Origin of the sequence: Vreelandella alkaliphila, assembly GCF_016107625.1 — a bacterium.
Classification (GTDB): Bacteria; Pseudomonadota; Gammaproteobacteria; order Pseudomonadales; family Halomonadaceae; genus Vreelandella; species Vreelandella alkaliphila.
Map to the genome: position 1 here is coordinate 44,707 of NZ_JABASV010000004.1, position 20,504 is coordinate 65,210.

At 53.1% G+C, this 20,504-nt stretch carries 20 protein-coding genes; 3 read left to right on the top strand and 17 right to left on the bottom strand.

From position 1 onward, the window contains the following. Positions 1 to 4: 4 nt before the first annotated feature. From era to rpoE, 9 genes are all read right to left on the bottom strand, one after another. Entirely contained in the window at positions 5 to 904 is a 900-nt protein-coding gene (gene era, locus JFC11_RS07270; protein ID WP_095603119.1) for a GTPase Era, read from the bottom strand. Then, positions 901 to 1,593 (bottom strand): ribonuclease III, encoded by a 693-nt coding sequence (gene rnc / locus JFC11_RS07275; RefSeq protein WP_009722084.1) that lies wholly within the window; start codon positions 1,591 to 1,593, stop codon positions 901 to 903. Before rnc ends, era begins: the two co-directional genes overlap by 4 nt. Before the next feature lie 61 nt (positions 1,594 to 1,654). After that, on the bottom strand, positions 1,655 to 2,458 hold the full coding sequence (gene lepB / locus JFC11_RS07280) for a signal peptidase I (protein WP_038485188.1): 804 nt from the start codon (positions 2,456 to 2,458) through the stop codon (positions 1,655 to 1,657). Between the two features lie 15 nt (positions 2,459 to 2,473). Continuing rightward, on the bottom strand, positions 2,474 to 4,291 hold the full coding sequence (lepA, locus tag JFC11_RS07285; protein WP_038485191.1) for a translation elongation factor 4: 1,818 nt from the start codon (positions 4,289 to 4,291) through the stop codon (positions 2,474 to 2,476). A gap of 191 nt (positions 4,292 to 4,482) precedes the next feature. Then, positions 4,483 to 5,901, bottom strand: coding sequence for a DegQ family serine endoprotease (locus tag JFC11_RS07290; protein ID WP_038485193.1), 1,419 nt, complete (start codon positions 5,899 to 5,901; stop codon positions 4,483 to 4,485). Between the two features lie 80 nt (positions 5,902 to 5,981). Further along, positions 5,982 to 6,428 carry a SoxR reducing system RseC family protein gene (locus tag JFC11_RS07295; RefSeq protein ID WP_120386796.1) on the bottom strand — a complete coding sequence of 149 codons (447 nt, stop codon included), beginning with the start codon at positions 6,426 to 6,428 and terminating at the stop codon, positions 5,982 to 5,984. 14 nt (positions 6,429 to 6,442) lie between these two features. Beyond that, positions 6,443 to 7,339 carry a MucB/RseB C-terminal domain-containing protein gene (locus JFC11_RS07300; protein WP_231657091.1) on the bottom strand — a complete coding sequence of 299 codons (897 nt, stop codon included), beginning with the start codon at positions 7,337 to 7,339 and terminating at the stop codon, positions 6,443 to 6,445. Positions 7,340 to 7,455: 116 nt separating this feature from the next. Next, positions 7,456 to 8,196 (bottom strand): sigma-E factor negative regulatory protein, encoded by a 741-nt coding sequence (locus JFC11_RS07305; RefSeq protein WP_120386795.1) that lies wholly within the window; start codon positions 8,194 to 8,196, stop codon positions 7,456 to 7,458. 296 nt (positions 8,197 to 8,492) lie between these two features. After that, on the bottom strand, positions 8,493 to 9,092 hold the full coding sequence (gene rpoE / locus JFC11_RS07310) for an RNA polymerase sigma factor RpoE (protein WP_038485199.1): 600 nt from the start codon (positions 9,090 to 9,092) through the stop codon (positions 8,493 to 8,495). A gap of 378 nt (positions 9,093 to 9,470) precedes the next feature. On the opposite strand from rpoE, the gene JFC11_RS07315 reads away from it, so the two are divergent. After that, entirely contained in the window at positions 9,471 to 10,547 is a 1,077-nt protein-coding gene (locus JFC11_RS07315) for a 3-deoxy-7-phosphoheptulonate synthase (RefSeq protein ID WP_038485201.1), read from the top strand. 78 nt (positions 10,548 to 10,625) lie between these two features. Here JFC11_RS07315 and dinG read toward each other — a convergent pair whose 3' ends face one another. Both dinG and rhlB read right to left on the bottom strand, forming a co-directional pair. Then, positions 10,626 to 12,755, bottom strand: a complete 2,130-nt coding sequence (gene dinG, locus JFC11_RS07320; protein WP_038485204.1) for an ATP-dependent DNA helicase DinG — start codon at positions 12,753 to 12,755, stop codon at positions 10,626 to 10,628. 5 nt (positions 12,756 to 12,760) lie between these two features. After that, positions 12,761 to 14,035 carry an ATP-dependent RNA helicase RhlB gene (gene rhlB / locus JFC11_RS07325; protein WP_038485207.1) on the bottom strand — a complete coding sequence of 425 codons (1,275 nt, stop codon included), beginning with the start codon at positions 14,033 to 14,035 and terminating at the stop codon, positions 12,761 to 12,763. A 145-nt stretch (positions 14,036 to 14,180) separates the two neighbouring features. Between rhlB and JFC11_RS07330 the strand changes: the two genes are divergently transcribed. Both JFC11_RS07330 and xthA read left to right on the top strand, forming a co-directional pair. Further along, positions 14,181 to 14,429, top strand: coding sequence for a hypothetical protein (locus tag JFC11_RS07330; protein WP_038485210.1), 249 nt, complete (start codon positions 14,181 to 14,183; stop codon positions 14,427 to 14,429). Beyond that, positions 14,429 to 15,262 (top strand): exodeoxyribonuclease III, encoded by an 834-nt coding sequence (gene xthA, locus JFC11_RS07335; protein WP_038485213.1) that lies wholly within the window; start codon positions 14,429 to 14,431, stop codon positions 15,260 to 15,262. The genes JFC11_RS07330 and xthA overlap by 1 nt, the downstream gene beginning before the upstream one ends. 69 nt (positions 15,263 to 15,331) lie before the next feature. On the opposite strand, the gene JFC11_RS07340 is transcribed toward xthA, so the two are convergent. The 6 genes from JFC11_RS07340 to JFC11_RS07365 form a co-directional block, all read right to left on the bottom strand. Continuing rightward, on the bottom strand, positions 15,332 to 16,471 hold the full coding sequence (locus tag JFC11_RS07340; RefSeq protein ID WP_319618615.1) for a hypothetical protein: 1,140 nt from the start codon (positions 16,469 to 16,471) through the stop codon (positions 15,332 to 15,334). Positions 16,472 to 16,579: 108 nt separating this feature from the next. Further along, on the bottom strand, positions 16,580 to 17,350 hold the full coding sequence (locus JFC11_RS07345) for an energy transducer TonB (protein WP_038485219.1): 771 nt from the start codon (positions 17,348 to 17,350) through the stop codon (positions 16,580 to 16,582). Beyond that, positions 17,347 to 17,754, bottom strand: coding sequence for an ExbD/TolR family protein (locus tag JFC11_RS07350; RefSeq protein WP_038485222.1), 408 nt, complete (start codon positions 17,752 to 17,754; stop codon positions 17,347 to 17,349). The genes JFC11_RS07345 and JFC11_RS07350 overlap by 4 nt, the downstream gene beginning before the upstream one ends. Then, entirely contained in the window at positions 17,747 to 18,289 is a 543-nt protein-coding gene (locus JFC11_RS07355; protein ID WP_089037770.1) for a MotA/TolQ/ExbB proton channel family protein, read from the bottom strand. Before JFC11_RS07355 ends, JFC11_RS07350 begins: the two co-directional genes overlap by 8 nt. A gap of 1 nt (position 18,290) precedes the next feature. After that, a complete protein-coding gene (locus JFC11_RS07360; protein WP_198349105.1) occupies positions 18,291 to 19,661 on the bottom strand; it encodes a MotA/TolQ/ExbB proton channel family protein in 1,371 nt (456 codons plus the stop codon). Beyond that, positions 19,658 to 20,440 carry a DUF3450 domain-containing protein gene (locus tag JFC11_RS07365; RefSeq protein WP_038485231.1) on the bottom strand — a complete coding sequence of 261 codons (783 nt, stop codon included), beginning with the start codon at positions 20,438 to 20,440 and terminating at the stop codon, positions 19,658 to 19,660. Before JFC11_RS07365 ends, JFC11_RS07360 begins: the two co-directional genes overlap by 4 nt. Between the last annotated feature and the right edge of the window lie 64 nt (positions 20,441 to 20,504).

Here is a 20,504-nt window from a genome sequence, read left to right on the forward strand (position 1 = left end):
GCACTCAATCGAGATCGTAGCCCAAGCTCTTTAATGCCCGCTCGTCATCAGACCAGCCGCGCTTCACTTTTACCCATAGATTGAGCATTACCTTGGTACCCAAGGCACGCTCCATATCTAGGCGGGCTTCGCGACCAATGCTTTTAATACGCTCGCCATTCTCACCGATCAAGATAACCTTTTGCCCCTGACGTTCGACCAGAATTAAGGCACTGATATGGGTCACACGCTCGGTTTCACGGAACTCTTCGATTTCCACGGTCATTTGATACGGCAGTTCATCACCAAGCTGACGCATGACTTTTTCACGCACCAACTCAGCCGCCATGAAGCGCAAGCTCTTGTCAGTGATTTGATCTTCTGGGAAAAAGTGAACGCTCTCTGGTAAGTATTTGGCAACTTCCTGTTCGAGCGTATCCACTTGGGTGCCATGCTTGGCAGAAATAGGTACAACCGCAGCAAACTCACGACGTGCACCTACTTCAGCTAACCAGGGTAACAAGTCACTTTTATCGTTTAAGCGATCTACCTTGTTGACCGCTAGGATCACCGGTGCTTTCACGTGCTCAAGCCGCTTTAGCACGGCTTGATCTTCATCCGTCCAACGGGTGCGGTCGATAATAAACACCACACAGTCAACATCACGCAACGCCTGTGTTGCCGCTTGATTCATAAAGCGGTTGATCGCTTTATTGCGGTCTTTTGACATGATGTGCATGCCAGGCGTATCAACATAGATGAACTGTGTCTCTTCTACCGTCTTAATGCCCATTACCTGATGCCGCGTGGTTTGAGGGCGACGCGAAGTAATAGAGATCTTTTGCCCTAGAATCCGGTTCATGAGGGTTGATTTGCCTACGTTGGGCCGCCCAACGATGGCCACGAAGCCGCAGGTTTGACTCATGACTTGTCTCCAGGTGTTTTTTCAAGGTGGAATAGCGCTTCTTCAGCTGCCTGTTGTTCAGCATGGCGGCGGCTGGGACCTTTACCAGTGGTATGCTCGGTTAGCAAATCAATGTAGCACTCCACGGTAAAGGTCTGGGCATGCGCCTCCCCCTTTACAGAGACTACTTCATAGCGTGGCAACGCTGCCTGACGCGATTGCAAAAATTCTTGCAGACGTGTTTTGGGATCTTTTTGTGTATCTTGTAGCGAAATATTTTCAAGCCGCTCGGCGTACCATGCCAGCACACGTTGACGAACTACGTCCATGCCCGCATCTAAATAAATAGCGCCAATCACAGCTTCTACTGCATCAGCCAAAATGGATTCGCGGCGATGCCCGCCGCTCTTCATTTCTCCTGAACCAAGCCGTAAGCATTCGCCGAACTCCATTTCTCGAGCCAACTCAGCCAATGTCTGGCCTTTTACCAAACGCGCTCTAAGACGTGATAACTGTCCTTCCCTAGCCTGAGGGAAACGTTGAAAAAGCGCCTCAGCGATTACAAAATTGACGATAGAGTCACCCAGAAATTCCAGGCGCTCATTGTTACGACCACCGTAGCTACGATGGGTCATGGCCAGTTCCATCAGCGTTGGGTCACCGAAGGTATGGCCGATTCGTCGGCAAAAAGCGGTTAAGGAATTACTCACAGTGCTCCTACGTCGTTGACGTTAACTAATATGACAGCATTAACAATTTCTAAACTATTTTTCATTCAATACGCCGCACGCTGGTAAAGCTAGGCAAGCCACCGTCCCAATGCATCCAAACAGCAAATGCTCTTCCAACAATATTATCTTCAGGAACAAACCCCCAATAACGGCTATCGTTGGAGTGGTCACGATTATCACCCATCGTGAAATAGTGCCCATCCGGAACAACCACTTCACGCATCTGGGGGCCAGGATCACGGGGGTTATTATATATATAGTGGCTAATGCTACCTAATTGCTCTTCCAATAATAGTTGCTGTGGCGAAAGCGCGGGACCTTCTTCAATTAAAGTTTTATTGATGGGTTCACCGTTCACATACAGTTGCTTCCCCTCATAACGAATACGGTCGCCCGGCAACCCTACCACACGTTTAATAAAGTTGACCGACGGCTCTTCTGGAAAGCGGAACACCATCACGTCTCCGCGCTCAGGATCATCAACCTCTAAAAAACGGCTGTGCAGCACCGGTAATCGCAGGCCGTAGGCAAACTTATTCACCAAGATAAAGTCACCCACTTCAAGCGTCGGCTTCATTGATCCAGATGGAATTTGAAACGGCTCAACAATAAAGCTCCGTACGACAAGCACCACCAGCAGAACTGGAAAAAAAGAGCGGGAGTAATCAATCGGCCACGGTTCTTTTAGCAATGTCTCTCGCGTTGTTTCATCCAAGCCTTCCGTGGTAGCTGCTTCAGCAGTGGCTAATCGCTCACGCCGCTTAGGTCTAAACCAAAGCACATCCAGCAAATATACTGCCCCAGAAAGTGCAACGGCGATCACCAGTAGTAATGAAAAATCCATGTGGGGTAAGTATCCCTAGTCGTTTACCTTGAGCACAGCAAGGAAGGCATCCTGGGGAATTTCAACACGCCCCACCTGTTTCATCCGTTTCTTACCGGCCTTCTGTTTTTCCAATAGTTTCTTCTTACGGCTTACATCACCGCCGTAACATTTGGCCGTCACGTTTTTACGCAGCGCTTTGACTGTTGAACGCGCAACAACCTGGCCACCAATAGCGGCTTGAATAGCCACATCAAACATTTGCCGCGGAATCAGCTCTTTCATTTTTTCCACTAGCAAGCGACCACGGTTATGCGCATGGTCACGGTGGATAATGACGGCCAGTGCGTCAACTTTATCGCCGTTGATCAGCACGTCCAGGCGAACCAACTTAGCCGCTTCAAAACGTTCGAAGTTGTACTCAAGTGATGCATAACCACGAGAAATAGACTTCAAACGATCAAAGAAATCCATGACCACTTCTGACATGGGCAGCTCATAGGTTAACTGGATCTGATTACCCAGGAACTGCATATCTAATTGCGTACCGCGGCGCTGCTCACACTCAGCAATCACGTTACCAACATACTCCTGAGGAACCAGAATACTGGCGCGCACGATGGGTTCACGCATCTCATCAACGTCTGCCATATCAGGCAATTTCGAGGGGTTCGATACGTATTGAATCTCGCCGTTTTTCATGGCGAGCTCATACACCACTGTCGGCGCTGTAGTCAGCAGATCAAGATCATATTCACGCTCTAAGCGCTCTTGAATGATCTCCATATGCAGCGTACCCAGGAAGCCGACGCGGAAACCAAAGCCCAATGCATCCGAGTTTTCCGGCTCATACTCAAGAGAAGCATCATTGAGCGCAAGCTTCTCAAGCGCGTCACGAAAGTCTTCGTAGTCATCGGCACTAACCGGGAACATACCTGCATATACCTGCGGTTTCACTTTTTGGAAACCAGGCAAGCGGGGAACATCAGGGGTTTTGGTGTGGGTGATTGTATCGCCCACCGGTGCTCCGTGGATCTCCTTAATGCCAGCGACAATGAAGCCTACTTCACCAGCGCGCAGAATATTGGTCTCTTTGCGAAGCGGTGTAAAGATCCCTACCTCGGTGGCCCCCCAATCACGCCCTGTGGACTTGATGCGGATTTTGTCGCCTTTGCGCAATGTTCCGTCGAATAAGCGCACTAGAGAGACAACCCCAAGATAGTTATCGAACCAAGAGTCGATAATAAGCGCTTGCAAAGGTGCTTCTGGGTCACCCTTAGGAGGCGGAATATCCCGCACTAACCGCTCTAACAAGGCGTCGATGCCGATACCGCTTTTAGCCGACACTTGGCAGGCATCGGTGGCATCCAAACCGATAATTTCTTCGACTTCCTGTGCGACACGATCAGGGTCAGCCTGGGGCAAATCAATCTTGTTAAGTACGGGGAGTACTTCCAAGCCTTGTTCAATTGCAGTGTAACAGTTAGCAACCGATTGAGCCTCCACGCCTTGTGCGGCGTCTACCACCAACAGCGCCCCTTCACAGGCGTAAAGAGAACGCGACACCTCGTAAGAGAAGTCCACGTGCCCAGGCGTGTCAATGAAGTTGAGTTGATAGACTTCACCGTCTGCAGCCGTGTAGTCAAGCGTGACGGACTGCGCCTTGATGGTAATACCACGCTCGCGCTCAATATCCATGGAGTCGAGCACTTGCTCCTTAAGCTCTCGCTCGGTCAAACCGCCGCAGGTCTGAATCAAACGATCTGATAGCGTCGATTTACCATGATCGATATGCGCGATGATGGAGAAGTTGCGTATGTGCTTGAGCTTTCCGCTGGAAACGTCTTGAGACATCGAGTGTGTTCTGCCTTATGGGTGTGCAAGGTGTAGCTGGCTTTATAGAGCCAATATGCGCAGGCAATAAAGATTGCCGCACGACTACTTTGCCAATGTTCGTCAAAAAGATAAGCGCTATTGTAGCGATATGCGCGGGATAGGAACAGCAGTCCGGCGAGAACCGCCGGACTGGAGAGACAATCAGTGGATTACTCTAGACGTAATGCCACAAATAGCGAGCGTCCATCTCGATACAAGCGCAGTGGAATTGCACGATCATCTGGCAGTTCTTCAACAATTCTCAACAGCTCATCTGCCGAAGCAACGCTGCGATGGTCAATGCTGACTAATATATCGCCCACACGCAGCCCCGCTTGCGAGGCAACACTGTCGGGGTCAACCTGACGCACTTCCACGCCACCACCAATATTTAGGCGCTCACGGGTTGCCTCATCAACTTCTACCACAGCCACACCCAGACGAACCTGATTATTGCTGCTCGAACTATCGCTATGACCAGCTTCTGAATCAGGCCAGCTACCCAGTTCAAGCGTTTCGGTCACCTCTTCACCATCGCGCATCAGTGTTAAATCCACATCACTGCCAGGAGCAACGCGACCAATCAGACGCGGTAACGTGCTGGAACGATCAACCTCTTCACCGTTCACTGCAATAATGACATCCCCTGCTTGAAGACCACCTTGCGCCGCGGGCCCATCCGGATCTAGGTCAGCAATCAGCGCGCCAATGGCTTCCTCCATGCCAAACGACTCAGCAAGATCACGAGACACAGGCTGAATCATTACGCCTAACCACCCACGATTCACATGTCCGTCTTCACGAAGCTGGTCAGCCACGTCCATGGCGACATTAATGGGAATAGCAAAAGAGAGCCCCATGAAGCCACCGCTACGCGTAAGTATTTGTGAGTTAATACCGACGACTTCCCCTTCAAGGTTAAATAAGGGGCCACCGGAATTACCTGGATTAATGGCAACGTCGGTTTGGATAAAGGGTACATAAACATCACGAGGCAGCGTGCGGTTAATAGCACTCACAATGCCAGCAGATACAGAATGGTCAAAACCAAAGGGTGAGCCTATGGCAGCCACCCACTCACCGACTTTTAACTCATCGGAGTCGCCCAGATCAAGCACTGGTAAATTGTTGGCATCCACCTTCAGTAGCGCAACATCTGTTTGCGTATCGCTACCCACTAGCTCTGCGGTTAGTTCTCGACGATCGTTTAATCGCACAAGAATTTCATCAGCATCTTGAACCACGTGAGCGTTCGTCAGCACGTAACCATCCGCACTAATGACGAAACCAGAACCAAGTGACTGGCGCTCTTCACTGCGGTTTGGCCCTCGACTAGGGGGAGGCGTAGGAAAACTATCGCCAAAAAAGTGGCGGAATATTTCGGGGATATCCTGGCCACCGAACCCTTGAATAGAAGGCCCAGAGCTACGCTGAATCGTCCTGCTAGTAGAAATATTGACCACACCAGGGGCAGCGTCTTCTACCAATTTGGTAAAGTCTGGCAAGTTCTGCGCGTGGGCATTTTGCCCAACGAACAAAAATACAATAAAGCACAACCAAAGTGCGGAAGGAAAAACCAAGCGCTTCATGCAACAGCTCCTAATCAAGCAAAAGTACTAACCACGTACTAAACACAAGGGAGTGCAACTCTCAGCGAGTTACAGGAGTATTAACTGACCAGACGCGGGCGGAAGCGTTCCACTCGTCCGCGTAGTAGATATTTAAGGATGACGACAGAGCCAATTAACGTACTAAAAAATAGCATCGCACAAACCCCATCACTCGCCCCCATTCCTGACGCCGTACCCGTAATGATGATGGTAAATAGGAGAGGCAATGCATAAACGAGCAGCGCCAGAATATTTACATCACTTTTAGTAACAGTGAACGAAACTGAGCTACCTATTGGATAAAGGCTTGAATATTGCGAGGGCAAACCACCCGGATCAATGACGGTGCGTGGTTGACGGCGAGCTAACAACCCTGCGCCACATCCACGCCCTTCAGCACACTGCTGACAAGCGACACTGCTCGACACATCTACCACTAATCCTGCTCCAGAGTGAGCAATGACGGTGCCTGAGCGTACGATAGCATTGCAATCTGTAGTGTTCACAACGATGTACCTGGTTATTCAAATTGCACTGACTGAACAATGCGCTGCAACAATTCAACAGGCAGCTCGCCGATGCCCACTAATTGCCAGCTCTGATCTCCGACATCAATCAACGACACAGCAGCATTAGATACACCGACTCGATGAAGACCTTCCTCCAACGCTGGCTGACTGGCGGGCGACACAAACACGCTCACCGCCGCTAATCCGTCGCTATACACACGCTGGCCGCTTTGCTGCCCTGGCTCCAATGGCTGCTCGACAAATCCTTCAGGCAGCCAAGTTGCTTGCCAAGGCTGGTCAAGCATCTGCTCATCGGTGGGTCTGGGCACTTCACCACTATAGGCGGTAGGAGAGCGAAGCTGGGTAACTTGGAAGGTTTCAAGGACACGGTCTTGAGCATCGCTAAGCACATGCTTAAGCAATAGTCCTGTCGCTTGATCGATCCACCAAGTATGTTGATATCGCTGGCTATCGATAGGCGAAAAGCGAAGCTCTACAGCATCACGCTCGGCGACTCGTGTTTCATCCTGAAGCGTTATGTCATAGTACTCGGCAACATGCTCTGCCCATGCTTCTGGTGCAGATACTGAGTCAGACTCGCCAGATGGAAACCAAGCTAAATGCCCAGCGATGGAACGGCGCTCAACGCTAACGGACGGACCATCCAAATGCTGCACAACTTGTTGGCGAACGCCATCTCGCACACGGTGGGAGAGCGCCAGCGTTCTAACCCCGATAGCATCAATAGAAACCGCACGCGCTTGAAACTCAAAGCAGTGCCCAGCATAGACACTAGCCACTAGCCACTCATGAGCAGTAGTGAAAGGGGCTTGGCTGGGAGCATCTGCGCAGGAAAGCGATGGGTAGCTATCAGCTTTCAAATGGAGAGGCAGTAAACAGGTGCTCAATACGCACAGGCCAACTGCAAGCCTACCTCTACCTCTCCCGTAAAGATATTTACCTATCACGTTTCCAGCCACGCGGGCCCTCACTTGGTTAAAAAAGTTGGCCAACGCACCTAATATTAACGTTGTCCTAAAGGCTCCGTTACTGAAGAAGAGCGCATTAATGGCATCCAGCTATCACCACTTCCACCGGCAGCACCCTGCGCGTGCTGTTCAAGGTACGTCTTAAGCAGGCGAATCTGGTCAGCATCAATAGCCAGTGTCTGCTGGGCCATATCCCCCTGGGGCGCATGGGGTGTTGAGAACCCAGCGTCGCTGACATTCATAAAGCCGCCTTGTCCAGACTGACCATTCACACGAAACGGCGTTCGTTCAAACATCGGCATTTCTGATGGCGTCATGGAAGCGGGTTGAGAAGCCGCGAGATTAACAGGCTGAACCTGCACACCACTGCCGGACTGGGCAGCAATGCTATCGCCTGCACTCTGCGCGCTACCTGACGTTGTGTTGCCGTTGTTAAAGAACTGCACCCCGGTAATCACCATCAGTGAAACGGCAGCCGCCACCCCGGCACCACGGGCAAAGGAAAGTCCACCAGAACGAGTGGGAATAACCACGGTGTCGTCTTCAAGGGCTGGAGCAGGTTCATCGCGCAATCGATCCATAATGCCAGCGGAAAGATCGATGCTCACATCAACATTTCTTTCACGCTGCATCATGCTGCGCGCCAAATGGTAGCGCCGCCATGTCTCTGCCGCATCAGAATCGTCAGGCAATGACTTCAACACTCGGCGCAATTCAAGCTCGTCACTTTCGCTATCCATCAATGCTGAAAGCGACTCCCGTGTGTTATGACTCATACTTCACACCCTCACACTGTGTTATTAGAAGCGCTGCGGTGGCACTGCTACCCAGTGTTTACCACCACAGCCACTCCACAGGCCAAGACCTCGTTTCAAATCGCCAATTCCTAAACGCTTAATTATCAGCAGATTAAACTGTTTGACTACTGAACATTGAACGTTCACTTGGCGCTTACTCGACCCAATTAAGATCGTCAGGTTCTATGACGCTTCACTTTCCAGACAGTTCACAAAAAATGTAAAAACGTAATCAAATGTGAATTTAAAGCTCTGCTCCTACAGCTCTCTGCCCCTTACTCATCACGACTATTCCGGGCCGTTGTCACTAATGGGCGTATATGCTCATCAACCGCCTCGCGGGCGCGAAAAATACGCGAACGCACGGTTCCTACGGGGCATTGCATCACTTGGGCAATATCCTCATACGCAAGACCATCCAGTTCACGCAGCGTGATCGCTGTGCGTAAATCATCTGGCAGATTTTCGATGGCTTCGTAAACGGCTGCTTCCAACTGATCCCGAGCAATCGATGCCTCTGGCGACTCTGCGTCAGCCAACCGTCCACTTTGGTCAACCATTTCAGCATCGACAATATCCAGATCACTGCCGGGCGGTCTACGCCCCCGAGACACTAAATGATTTTTGGCAGTGTTAATCGCGATACGGTACATCCATGTGTAAAACGCACTTTCCGACCGAAATTTCCCCAGTGCTCGATACGCTTTGATAAAGGCTTCTTGCGCCACGTCTTGTACTTCGGAATGATCGTGAACATAACGTCCGATCAATCCAATAATTTTGTGCTGGTATTTTTTGACCAGTAGATCGAAAGCGCGTGTATCACCTTTTTGGGCACGTTCAACCAACTGCTGGTCTGTTTCACGAGTGCCCATTCACACCCCCCTCCCGCTCGTACGACTTACGCCGAGCGTTATCTCTCTTCGCCCTTTCATGTGGGCCTTCACAGCAAGCAGCATAGTGTCCCTTGGGCATTAGTTAATCTTAATGATGACAGATAATAATGAATGATTCGCTAACCACATTCAGTGTGAAAAAGTATTCAATGGTACTTAGTGTTGCGCGTTCTTAGCGGGGCATCAAGCGCTTACACACACTCCCCCCCTCATTCCGCTCAACTTGACCCACAGCCCCCGCAAATCTTGACCGTGACACTTTTCGTCTAGATCAAGTTCCGTAACAATTGATTTTTACCTGCCTGACACGCCATAGTAGAGCCACTTTTAGTCCATAGCGCACGCACAGGTAGCAAGATGTCAGATCAGCAGGTTAGTAATCTTAACGTCCTTGCACAGGATGTTCTCACCACCCCCGAAGCCCTTAAAGAGACTATTCCGCTGACAGAAGCTGCGGAACGCTCTGTTATTGAGGGCCGCCATACCATCCAAAACATCCTCGATGGTAAAGATCACCGGCTTCTCGTCGTTGTAGGTCCATGCTCCATCCATGATGTCGATGCCGCACTGGACTATGCCCGCCGCCTGCGTAAATTGGCAGATCAAGTGAGCGACAGCCTGTTCATTGTCATGCGCGTCTATTTCGAAAAACCCCGTACCACAGTAGGTTGGAAGGGGCTGATAAACGACCCTCATCTTAACGACTCTTTCGAAATTGATGAAGGCCTCCATATCGCGCGCAAGCTACTTGTCGATTTGGCTGAGCTTGGCCTGCCGCTCGCAACGGAAGCGTTAGACCCGATCTCCCCCCAGTATATGCAAGACTGCATTAGCTGGTCTGCGATCGGCGCACGCACTACAGAATCGCAAACCCATCGTGAAATGGCATCAGGGCTCTCCTGCCCAGTCGGCTTCAAAAACGGCACCGACGGCAGCCTCGACGTCGCTATCAATGCCCTGCAGTCTGTTGCCAGCCCGCATAACTTCCTGGGTATCAACAACGCAGGCCAAGTTGCGATTATCCGTACACGGGGTAACGCTTACGGCCACGTCGTGTTGCGCGGTGGTAATGGCAAGCCAAATTACGATAGCGTCAGCGTTGCTCTGGCTGAAAAAGAGCTTAAAAAAGCTGATCTTTCAGCCAACATTATGATCGACTGCTCTCACGCCAATTCTAACAAAGATGCTGGCCTACAGCCGCTGGTGCTCGAAAACGTCACCAACCAAATCCTAGAAGGCAACAAGTCCATCATTGGCCTGATGGTTGAATCAAACATTGGCTGGGGCAACCAGAAAGTTCCTGCCGATCTTAGCCAGCTAACGTATGGTGTTTCCATCACCGACGCCTGCATTGATTGGGACACAACGGTAGAAACCTTTACCCGCATGAACGACAAGCTTGCACCAGTGCTCGCCCAGCGTATCGCACAGTAAAAAACGGCTAGCAACGCTAGCCATAAGCGCCCCGCAAGGTAATTCGCCTTAGCGGGGCGTTTTTATTGCTACCTTTTATTACGGCATGATTTCTCGCTTGAACGGCGGCAGTGCATCTAGCAACGCCTGGCCATATCGACGCGTAATCACCCGGCGGTCCAACAGCGTAATGACACCGCGGTCGCTCTCCTTACGGATCAATCGCCCACAGGCCTGCACTAGCTTGATTGACGCATCTGGAACGCTAATCCGCATAAATGGGTTACCGCCCTGGCTTTCAATCCATTCGGCAAGCGTAGCCCCCACAGGATCATCTGGCACTGCGAATGGCAGCCGGGTAATCACCACATGGGTGAGATAGTCGCCAGGCAAGTCGATACCTTCAGCAAAACTAGCCAAGCCAAAAATGATGCTCCCATTGCCATCATCGACAGCCGCGCGATGACGCTCAAGCAATTCGTGCTTGGGTAACGCATCCTGCGCTAACACCCGCCCCTTAGCCGCCGCAGGCAAGGCTTTTTCCACTGCTCGCAATTGCGCCCGGGAAGAAAACAGCACCAGTGCAGCTTCGTCGTCTCCCAGTTGGGTCACGAAATTCACAATGGCGCTTTCATGGGCATCACGATCACTGGGATCGGTCGCCTCCTTAGGTACGCGCAGAATGGCATTGGCGTAATCAAAGGGGCTCGGCAACGCCTGATAGCGATAGCGGTTTGCTAGCCCAGCGCGCTCTTGGATTCGCTCAAAACGCCCCAGCGCGGTAAGTGTTGCTGACGTTACTACCGCGCCATGGCAGCGACCCCACAAATGTTTCGCAAGGGTATGCGCCGCGGATACGGGGCTTGCCGAAAACTCAATTTCCGGCTCTCCTGCCACACGACTAAGCGTAATCCAACGAGCACTGGGCGGCGCATTGGCAGCATCCTGCTCACTGAACGCTTGCCATAGTGAATGGGCATCAAGCGAACGCCCATGCAGCAGTGCAATCAGCGGCAACCACGTGTCGGCTTGATCCCTATCCAACCCTGTTTGCTTATCAGGGTCGAGGCTTTCGCGCAGGATATCGCTAATGCTCTCCAGACTGCGTGACAGCGTGGCGAACATAACCAGTAGTTGCTGAGCTTGTTCGCGAAGCGCTTCTGGTACCTGACCCTTTTCAAAACGAAGTTGATGATTAGCTTCTTCATCCGACAAGCCGTTTTCCCGCCCAGCCAGCTGGTGCCCCATGCTAAACACATCGCCCAAAGCGGGCTCTAAGCTATGCAGCAGCTCAGGTAGCCCAGCGAGCAAACGCGCAATCGTCGGCTGAACTGCTAACCCTTGATGCAGATCGGTTAGACTGCTTTTCAGTGTTTTTAACCAACGCAGGCAACCATGCACCGCAAAGCGATGGGCAAAGTGGGAAAGTGCCTTATCCGGCAGGTGGTGGCCTTCATCAAAGACAAAAATGCAGTCAGCGGGATCAGGTAGAATCGCCCCACCCCCCAGTGCTAGGTCAGCAAGAACCAAGTCATGGTTGGCCACGATTATATCGGCATCTTCCAGATCACGCCGGGAACGGAAAAAGGCGCAGGCACCGAAATGACCACAACGACGCCCGGTGCACTGACGATGATCCACCGTAAGCTGTCGCCAATGACCGTCGTCGATCGACGCCGACCATGTATCGCGATCACCTGCCCACTCACCTTTTCCGTAGGCTTCGGCCAGATCCGTGGCTAATAGGGAAAAGTCACTGCTGTGGGATTGAAGTGACTGCTCAAACAGCGACAGTGTCGGGTTCGGCTCAGAGCCTTCTAACGCCTGATCAAGGCGCGCAACACATACGTATCTGCCACGCCCTTTTGCCAAGGCGTAACGAAAGGCAATACCGCTATGACTGGCAAGCGAAGGCAAGTCCTGATTAAGCACCTGCTCCTGCAGTGCCACCGTCGCGGTGGAAACAATCAATCGCTTTCCCTGCGCCTTAGCAATCGGCAATGCGGCAATCAGATAGGCAAGCGTTTTACCGGTTCCAGTACCCGCTTCCAGCACGCACACATGATTATCGTTTGTGCGCTTGCCTTCACTATCCTGCTCAATGCCACCTAGCGTACGAGCGATTTCTGCGATCATCAGACGCTGGCCGTAGCGTGGTGTCAGCTCAAGCTTTTCCACCACGCGACGATAGGCGTCTTGAATATCACTTTTCAGCGCATTATCGAGCATGCGCGTTACAGCATGCCTTCCGGCGGATGTTCGCAGGGCAGCTTACCGTTAATGTAGCGCTCAATTTCTGGTAGCGAGAACGCATCTTCTTCGCCAACAAAACTAATCGAGACGCCTTTGGCACCCGCACGACCGGTACGTCCAATGCGATGAACGTAATCTTCTGGGTCTTCCGGCAGCGTGTAGTTGATCACGTGGCTGACATCTTCAATATGAATACCACGCCCTGCGACATCCGTTGCCACCAGCACTTGGATTTCTCCCTCACGGAAGCTCTCCAAGGTTTTGATGCGCTGATTTTGTGGCACGTCACCAGACAGCATAGCAACACTGACGCCTGCTTTTTTCAGCAAATCATCTAGCTTGCGCACGAGATCACGACGGTTACCAAACACCATCACGCGCTCGAAGCTCTCCTGCGTCAGCAGGTTAACCAACAGTCGCTGCTTGTCGTCATCAGAGACTAGATAAACACGCTGATCGATATCTGCCTGGTTCTCAACGGTGACTTCAATCTCTACATGAGCAGGATCGAGCGTCCATTGACTCGCTAGGCTTAAGATATCGTCGGTGAAGGTTGCCGAGAACAGAAACGTCTGGCGCTCCTCTTTCTTAGGCGTATAGCGAATAATACGTTTCACATCGGGAATAAAGCCCATGGAAAGCATGCGATCCGCTTCATCCAATACCAACACCTCAACTTCGGAGAGGTCAATATCGCGCTTCTGGTGGAAATCCAGCAAGCGACCGGGTGTTGCCACCAGGATATCGATCTTCTTACCCAAGCTGTCGCGCTGCTTTTGATAGTCCATACCGCCGACAACACTGGCCACATTGAGCTGCGTGAAGCGAGCAAGCGCTTTAGCATCTTTTTCAATTTGCAGTGCCAGCTCCCGGGTAGGAGCAATAATCAACGCACGGGGTGCGCCTTGTTTTTGGCCATCAGGGGTCGGCTCTTCCAGAAAATAAGCCATTACCGAGATCAAAAAGGCGGCGGTTTTTCCGGTGCCTGTTTGCGCCTTGCCGACAATATCGCCACCCAGCAACGTGTGACGCAGTGCCTCTGACTGAATAGGCGTGCAGTACTCAAACCCTTGGGCATGAATGGCACGCATTAAAGGCAGCGGTAAATCAAAGTCATGGAAGCGCCACTTGCCGGCAACGGCGGGCACCTGAAACTGACGAAGATCCCAGTTCGATTGACGACGACGCGGCTTCCGACGGCGGCGTTTAGGCTTGCGGTTCTGGGCCGATGCTGTGGTCTGTTCCGACTCGCTCATAGGCTGTGTATCTGTCCATTGCTGTGGATGTTAGGCATCACGAAGTGCGCATTGTACCAGGGGTTGGCGATAAGAGCGCGTCCTGCTGTCGAAGGAGTGCGCTTGCCTGTTAGAATGAGGCATAAATTAACCCAAGGAGCGCGACATGACGCGTAAGAAAAAAACTCGTTCGCTAGCGGATAAGGTAACTATCCGCACTGGTCGCCGCAAAGATTACAAAAAATGGCGCCATGACAACCCTGACCAAGTGGCTCCTTCACGCCGCTTTGTGGCTAAGAAGCAGCAACAACGCAAGCTTCAAGCGGTGCGTAAACTGGCACGCCAGCAAGACGGACAGAATATTGCCATCCATCCTGATAAAGAAGGAGACAACCCTTCAGGAGATCGTTCGTAATGCGTTTGGTCTCGTTTAATATCAATGGCATTCGGGCACGGCTTCATCAGCTTCAAGCGCTGATTGATACGCAGCAGCCAGACGTCATTGGCCTACAGGAAACCAAAGTACACGACAGCGAGTTTCCTCTGGCTGACGTTGAAGCCATGGGCTATCACGTTTTTTATTACGGTCAAAAAGGCCATTACGGGGTTGCCTTAATGTGTCGGCAAAAACCCCAAGCGGTATTTTATGGCTTCCCTGATGATGAGGAAGACGCCCAACGCCGGATGATTGGCGTACGGTTACTAGCCGATAATGGTGAACCGGTCACTGTTTGGAATGGCTACTTCCCCCAGGGTGAAAACGTTGAACACCCAACTAAATTCCCTCATAAAGCGCGCTTCTATCAGCAGTTGGCAAGCCTGCTACAAAACCAGCACCATCCTGAAGAACAGCTGGCGATCATGGGAGATTTCAACATATCGCCGGAAGATCAGGATATTGGTATTGGCGAACCAAGCCGCAAACGCTGGTTGCGCGAGGGCAAAGCCAGCTTTCAGCCTATCGAACGAGAATGGCTTGAAGGTATAAAAGCGTGGGGCCTTAGCGACAGCTATCGACTGTGCCACCCAGATAATAGTGAGTGGTTCAGCTGGTTTGACTATCGCTCAAAAGGTTTTGACCGCGAGCCAAAACGCGGCCTGCGCATTGACTACATTCTGGTGTCTAAACCGCTTGCCGAATGCGTCACCGGTGCAGGCATTGATTATGAACTGCGCGGCATGGAGCGGCCTTCCGATCACGCTCCTACCTGGAGTGATTTTGCGCTGATGCTTTCCCAGACAGACTAAGCACAAACAAGCCAAACACACATACGCCCCTTACGTTATTCGAGGGGCGTCTACCGAGGGCTTGTCACTTCACTCTTCAAAATTCGCCAACCACTGCTCTGCCTGATCATCACCCAGATTCGCCGCCTTGATAAGCGCTTCCTCAGCCTGATCATCTTGCCCCCAGCGGTAAGCCAGCTGTCCATACTGCCGCCAGTCTTCCGCTTGCTGAGTGTTCTCAGCAAGTGCTCTCCAAGCGCTTAACGCCTTATCAACATGCCTCGCCTGCTGCCACGCCCCCGCCAGCAGCCGCAACGTTTCTTCATCACGCGCCAACACACCTTCTTGAATAGCCACTTCCAAGTGTTCACCTGCCCTAGCTGGCGTACCACCCGCTAAATGCAGACGAATTAACGTTAAGCGATCTTCGACCGTGGTGAACTTCCCCAGCTGCCACGCCATCTCCCACACGCCAGCCGCCACACCAGCCTGACCTGCTTGCTGGGCAAGCCCTGCCGCCTGACGCCAAGCATCAGGCTCGCTCTGCGCATTCAAATCACCCACTAGCCAACCGAGAGCTTGCTCGTTTTGTCCCGCATTGCGTAACACCACCGTGGTTAGTGCCTGCTGCGCGTCAGTCAATCCGCCTTTTTGCAGTAGCGGGGACAACCATTCAGCGGCGTCTTCCCAGCGCTCCTCTTCCGCTAATAAGCGAACGAGTCGCCACGCAGATTCATCGTAGTGCGGATTGCCCTTGGACTGGGTTAGCCACTGCTCATATAGCGTGATAGCTTCAGTGCTCTGGTTACCTGCACGACGTAGCGACGCCTCATCACGCAGCCAGCGTAGAATTTGGCTGCTAGGCACGCTAGGGCGCTGTCGTGCGCTGGCTAACTCATCAGCTGCCGCAACGTGATCACCTTGACGCACCAACGCACTCGCGGCGAGTTGATGATAGAGCGCACTCGCCCACTGGTCCGCACGATTGCCGCCAGCGAGGCGCTCTGCCTGGGATCGCGCATGTCGCGTAATACGGTTGAGCACATCGCTATCAGCCTCGCCGCTGGGCTGCTCAGCTAATTGGCTTTGCAACCCATTAAGATCGCGAACAATATCACCCGGCAGCGGTTCGTTCGCGTGCGCCATGACGCTTAGCGCGCTTAATACGGCGATTCCCACCCAACGCTGCATACTCTTTCCTCGACTGGCATTTTCAATGGACTGACTCAACGAACCATTCCAACAAACCATTCCAACAAACCATTCCAACAAACCATTTCAACGAACTATTCCAACGAGCTATTCCAACGAGCTGTTCCAACGGACTAACTCAACGGGCTATCTCAACTGGAATTCAATACGCTGCGTGGCGCGACGAAGCTGCTGACCGGGTTCGAACTGCCAGCGCGCGATCGCTTCGCGGGCTGCGTCTTCAAACACTCGCCTCGGCTGTGCCCGCGTCACGCGAATCGTGCCGTTATCGACGCTACCATCTCGGCGAATAACAAACTCGACCTCCACAAAGCCCTCCATGCCCCGCCGCTGAGCACGCGGCGGATAAGAAGGGTTCACGCGACTGGTCGGAGCAACTTGCCCGACACTGACAGGCTCATTCGATGGCGCGGGCTCTGCCACTGGCGCGGCCTCACGCTGCGCTGTCGAAGGCGCAGGAGAAGGCGCTGCCGTTGCTGCTGGCTGTGGTGGCGCAGGGTCAGGTTGCGGCGCTGGTCGTGGAGACGGCTTCGGCGTGGGTTGCGGGGTGGGTTCGGGAGTAATTTCAGTCAGCTCTGGTAACTCACTCTCCAACTCAACCGGTTCCACTGGCTCGTCAGGAAGCTCTACCTCAGGTAGCGCAATCGTACTCTCAGCGATAGGTGCCGGCGCTGGCATAGGCATCGGCGGCGGTGTTACTGGCGCTGCCTCTGAAGGCGCAGGCGGCGGCGCTTCCTGCTCTGGCGCCATCTCTGGCGCTTCTATCATAGTCATCGACATTGACATTATAGGTTCTTCTGGCGAGCGCTCCGGGGGCGCCACCAGTAGCGCCAACATCCAAAACAAGCCAACGGCTAAGGCAATGCCACCCAGTATCGAGAGGACATGACGAATCATGGTGCACTCCGGCTCGCTGCCACGGCGATCTGGTCAACACCCGCCTGCTTGAGGCGATCCATCACTTCAATCAACAAGCCAGTCGTGGATTCCCGATCGGCCTGGATAACAACGGAGCCATCATCACTCAACATGCCGGCGACCTGCTGGCCAATACGATGCACATCAACTGGCTTTCCATCGACCCAAACAGCCCCCTCCGGCGTCACAGCAATCAGTACCTGTGCGTCGGGGCGCGGGCTTGCCGCTGCCGCTTCGGGGCGTTCAATCTCAACACCGCTCTCTTTAATGAAACTGGTCGTCACAATAAAGAAGATCAGCATGATAAAGACAACGTCCAGCATCGGCGTTAGGTTAACTTCATTACTATCAGCCGTGGTGTCTATGGAACGGCGTCTACGCATCATTCTCCTCCAAGGCACGGGCTAAGCGGTCGTGTAACCGCTGGTCTTCGCGACGAATCACGTGCTCTAAACGACTAATAAACAGCAACCCCACCACAGCAATTGCCATGCCAGTTAGCGTGGGCAGCGTGGCACGGGCAACACCGTCGGCCATGGCCCGCGCCTGATGAGTATCACTAAGAGAAAGGCTATCGAACACGGTAATCATACCGGTGACAGTACCCAGCAAGCCTAGCAGTGGGCATAACGCTACAAGCAGTTTGATCCAGGGCAACGGGCGGCGTAGCTTAGCAACCAGCGCCTCTGTCCAGACATTGCGTAGCGTGCGTGCACTCCAGCTACGGTGATCACTGCGTGCAGCCCAGCGACGAATCAGTTGGCGACGGGCACGCCGCCAACTAAAGCGGTAATACCACCAGCGCTCAATTGCCATCCCAAACACCAGCACGGCAACGAATGCCAGCACCACTAAAACGGCACCACCGGCATCAAGCAGCCGCTCAACGGGCTCAAGCCAAAGAGGTAACGTGGGCATATTAGGTCACCGCTTGCGCATTAGCCGTCGACTGCGCTTCAAGATGGTCAGCTAAGGTGGCACTTGCTTCACCTTCAATGGCCTGGGTAATCAAGCGACTCCGACTCGCTAAGGCTGTCTGAGCAAATAGTAGCGGCACTGCTGTCACAAGCCCCAGCACCGTTGTTACCAGCGCCTGACTGATACCACCCGCCATTAGCTGCGGGTCGCCGGTACCGAACACGGTAATCGCCTGGAAGGTGACAATCATGCCGGTCACAGTACCCAGCAGACCCAGTAGCGGCGCAACGGCTGCCAACAGCTTAACAATCGGCTGGCCACGCTCGATACGCGGTAATTCAGCCAATACCGCCTCATCCAACCTCGCTTCCAGTGCTTCCGGTGTTTGGTGCTTATCCATCTCCTGGAAACGCTGGAGCACGCGACCCAGCGGGTTATTAGCATTCGGTTGATCCAGCGCTTTACGCTGGCGGTGCAGCCGTGCACTGACGACGACCAGGTAAAGGTACTGCGCCAATGCCACTAATAGACCAAAGCCACCCAGCGCTACCACTACGTAACCGACATAACCGCCCTGCTGGAATCGCTCCCAGAGACTTGGCTGCTGAGCAAGAGCTTGCAACACGCTACCTTGGGTAGGATCAATGGCAAATACGCGGCTTTCACCTTGATGATAGGCCGCCAGCACATCACTGATTTCAGCAGGAGTATGCGGCACTTCAGCCAAGCCACCATCATCCTGGCCTTTCCTGAGCAACGCTGTGTCAGTAAACGCTGCAAAATCACCCAAGCGCACAACGCTTCTCGATTCAATCTCGCCACTGGCATCGGCCACCGGTAATTCAAGGCGCTCGGCACGCCCAGTGCTCAGCGTTAGCGTCGCTAAACTGTCCACGACAGTTTCGATTTGTTGACGCTCCAGCACCTCGATCTCATTGAGACGCGGTGGTAACGCATTAGCATCTAGCGTCAACCAGCTATCACTGCCTAGTTCGTTACGCACCTCTTCGCTGTGCCGTGACAGATCCGCCAGTAGCGAGGTGAGCGCTTCGCCCTGCTCTTCCTGGCGCGCGGCCAGCGCTTGAGCCTGTTGCGCTTGTTCCTGCTGTTGCGCAGCTAATGCTACTTTCTGTTCTTCTGCAGCTTGATGCTCAGCCCGCGCCTCTGCTAACGCTTCATCCAGTGCCTCTTGATCTTCAAGGAACGACTGCAAGCGCGCTTGGTCACGCGCCTCAGCGGCTTCGCGAGCTTCACGTAACGAACCAACGCTGTCAGTTTGCGCCATTGCCATACTGCCGCCCAGAAGGCTTGCCAGTAATGCAAAACAGATTATGCTTCTGCGCGCGCCTCGCTGGCGTGTTAACAGACTCATTGCTGGCCCCCTGCGTGGTCGTTAGCAATAATGGAAAGCGGTAGGCGCAGCAGCTCTGGCGTGCGCTGATCGTCAGCAATACGTAGACCGTTACGCACCTCGCGGCGGGCGCTTTCATCAAGTGCCTGCCACTCACCGCTCGCCTTATCCCACATACCCCCTTCTCGACCATCAGGGGTTAGGTAATAAAAGCCGATTCGGCCAATGCGCAAATATTCCACTTCACGCGGATTACCTTCTGCTAATTGCAAACGACCACGCCAGCTATCCACTTCACGGCCATACGCCAATTCAGCACGCCAAGCTTCCAGCAAATTGGCAATGCGCGCCGCACTTTCTGAAGGCTGCTGCTCAGTGGGTTGAACACGCGCCAAACGCTCGGCTTTCAGAAACGGCAGGTCAGACTCGATCCAACTGATTAGCTGCTCTGTCATATCCTGCTCAACAGCAGGCAGCGCGGCGCGCGTGTCGCTTAACGTATCGAGCGCCTGACCAAGGCGCTGCTGGCGCTCGGCTTCACTGGCCAGGCGGCCACTTAAAGCAGCATTGGATGCTTCCATCTGGCGGGTTTCCCGCTCTAGGCGGCGTAGCTCTTCAATCGCTGAACGCGTGGCGTCATCAGCCTCATCAATTTGCTGCTGAAGTGCGGACTGCGCTTGCTGGGCCTCGACACTCTGGGCCGCTTGATCGACTGTCTCATCACTTGCCATTAGCGTACCGCTGACCAGCACTCCGGCAAGCCAGCCTCCATGCAAGGCAAAGAAAGGCCTTTTCAGCACGTTACGTCTCCGTTACTGATTAGCACGTCGCCATTAACGGCGCGCTAGAAACTCATTAGGCATA

Coding starts and splice junctions, on each gene's coding strand:
- era (WP_095603119.1), bottom strand. CDS start 904: ATGAGTCAAACCTGCGGCTTCGTGGCCATCGTTGGGCGGCCCAACGTA.
- lepB (WP_038485188.1), bottom strand. CDS start 2,458: ATGGATTTTTCATTACTACTGGTGATCGCCGTTGCACTTTCTGGGGCA.
- lepA (WP_038485191.1), bottom strand. CDS start 4,291: ATGTCTCAAGACGTTTCCAGCGGAAAGCTCAAGCACATACGCAACTTC.
- JFC11_RS07290 (WP_038485193.1), bottom strand. CDS start 5,901: ATGAAGCGCTTGGTTTTTCCTTCCGCACTTTGGTTGTGCTTTATTGTA.
- JFC11_RS07305 (WP_120386795.1), bottom strand. CDS start 8,196: ATGAGTCATAACACACGGGAGTCGCTTTCAGCATTGATGGATAGCGAA.
- rpoE (WP_038485199.1), bottom strand. CDS start 9,092: ATGGGCACTCGTGAAACAGACCAGCAGTTGGTTGAACGTGCCCAAAAA.
- JFC11_RS07315 (WP_038485201.1), top strand. CDS start 9,471: ATGTCAGATCAGCAGGTTAGTAATCTTAACGTCCTTGCACAGGATGTT.
- dinG (WP_038485204.1), bottom strand. CDS start 12,755: ATGCTCGATAATGCGCTGAAAAGTGATATTCAAGACGCCTATCGTCGC.
- rhlB (WP_038485207.1), bottom strand. CDS start 14,035: ATGAGCGAGTCGGAACAGACCACAGCATCGGCCCAGAACCGCAAGCCT.
- JFC11_RS07330 (WP_038485210.1), top strand. CDS start 14,181: ATGACGCGTAAGAAAAAAACTCGTTCGCTAGCGGATAAGGTAACTATC.
- xthA (WP_038485213.1), top strand. CDS start 14,429: ATGCGTTTGGTCTCGTTTAATATCAATGGCATTCGGGCACGGCTTCAT.
- JFC11_RS07345 (WP_038485219.1), bottom strand. CDS start 17,350: ATGATTCGTCATGTCCTCTCGATACTGGGTGGCATTGCCTTAGCCGTT.
- JFC11_RS07350 (WP_038485222.1), bottom strand. CDS start 17,754: ATGCGTAGACGCCGTTCCATAGACACCACGGCTGATAGTAATGAAGTT.
- JFC11_RS07355 (WP_089037770.1), bottom strand. CDS start 18,289: ATGCCCACGTTACCTCTTTGGCTTGAGCCCGTTGAGCGGCTGCTTGAT.
- JFC11_RS07360 (WP_198349105.1), bottom strand. CDS start 19,661: ATGAGTCTGTTAACACGCCAGCGAGGCGCGCGCAGAAGCATAATCTGT.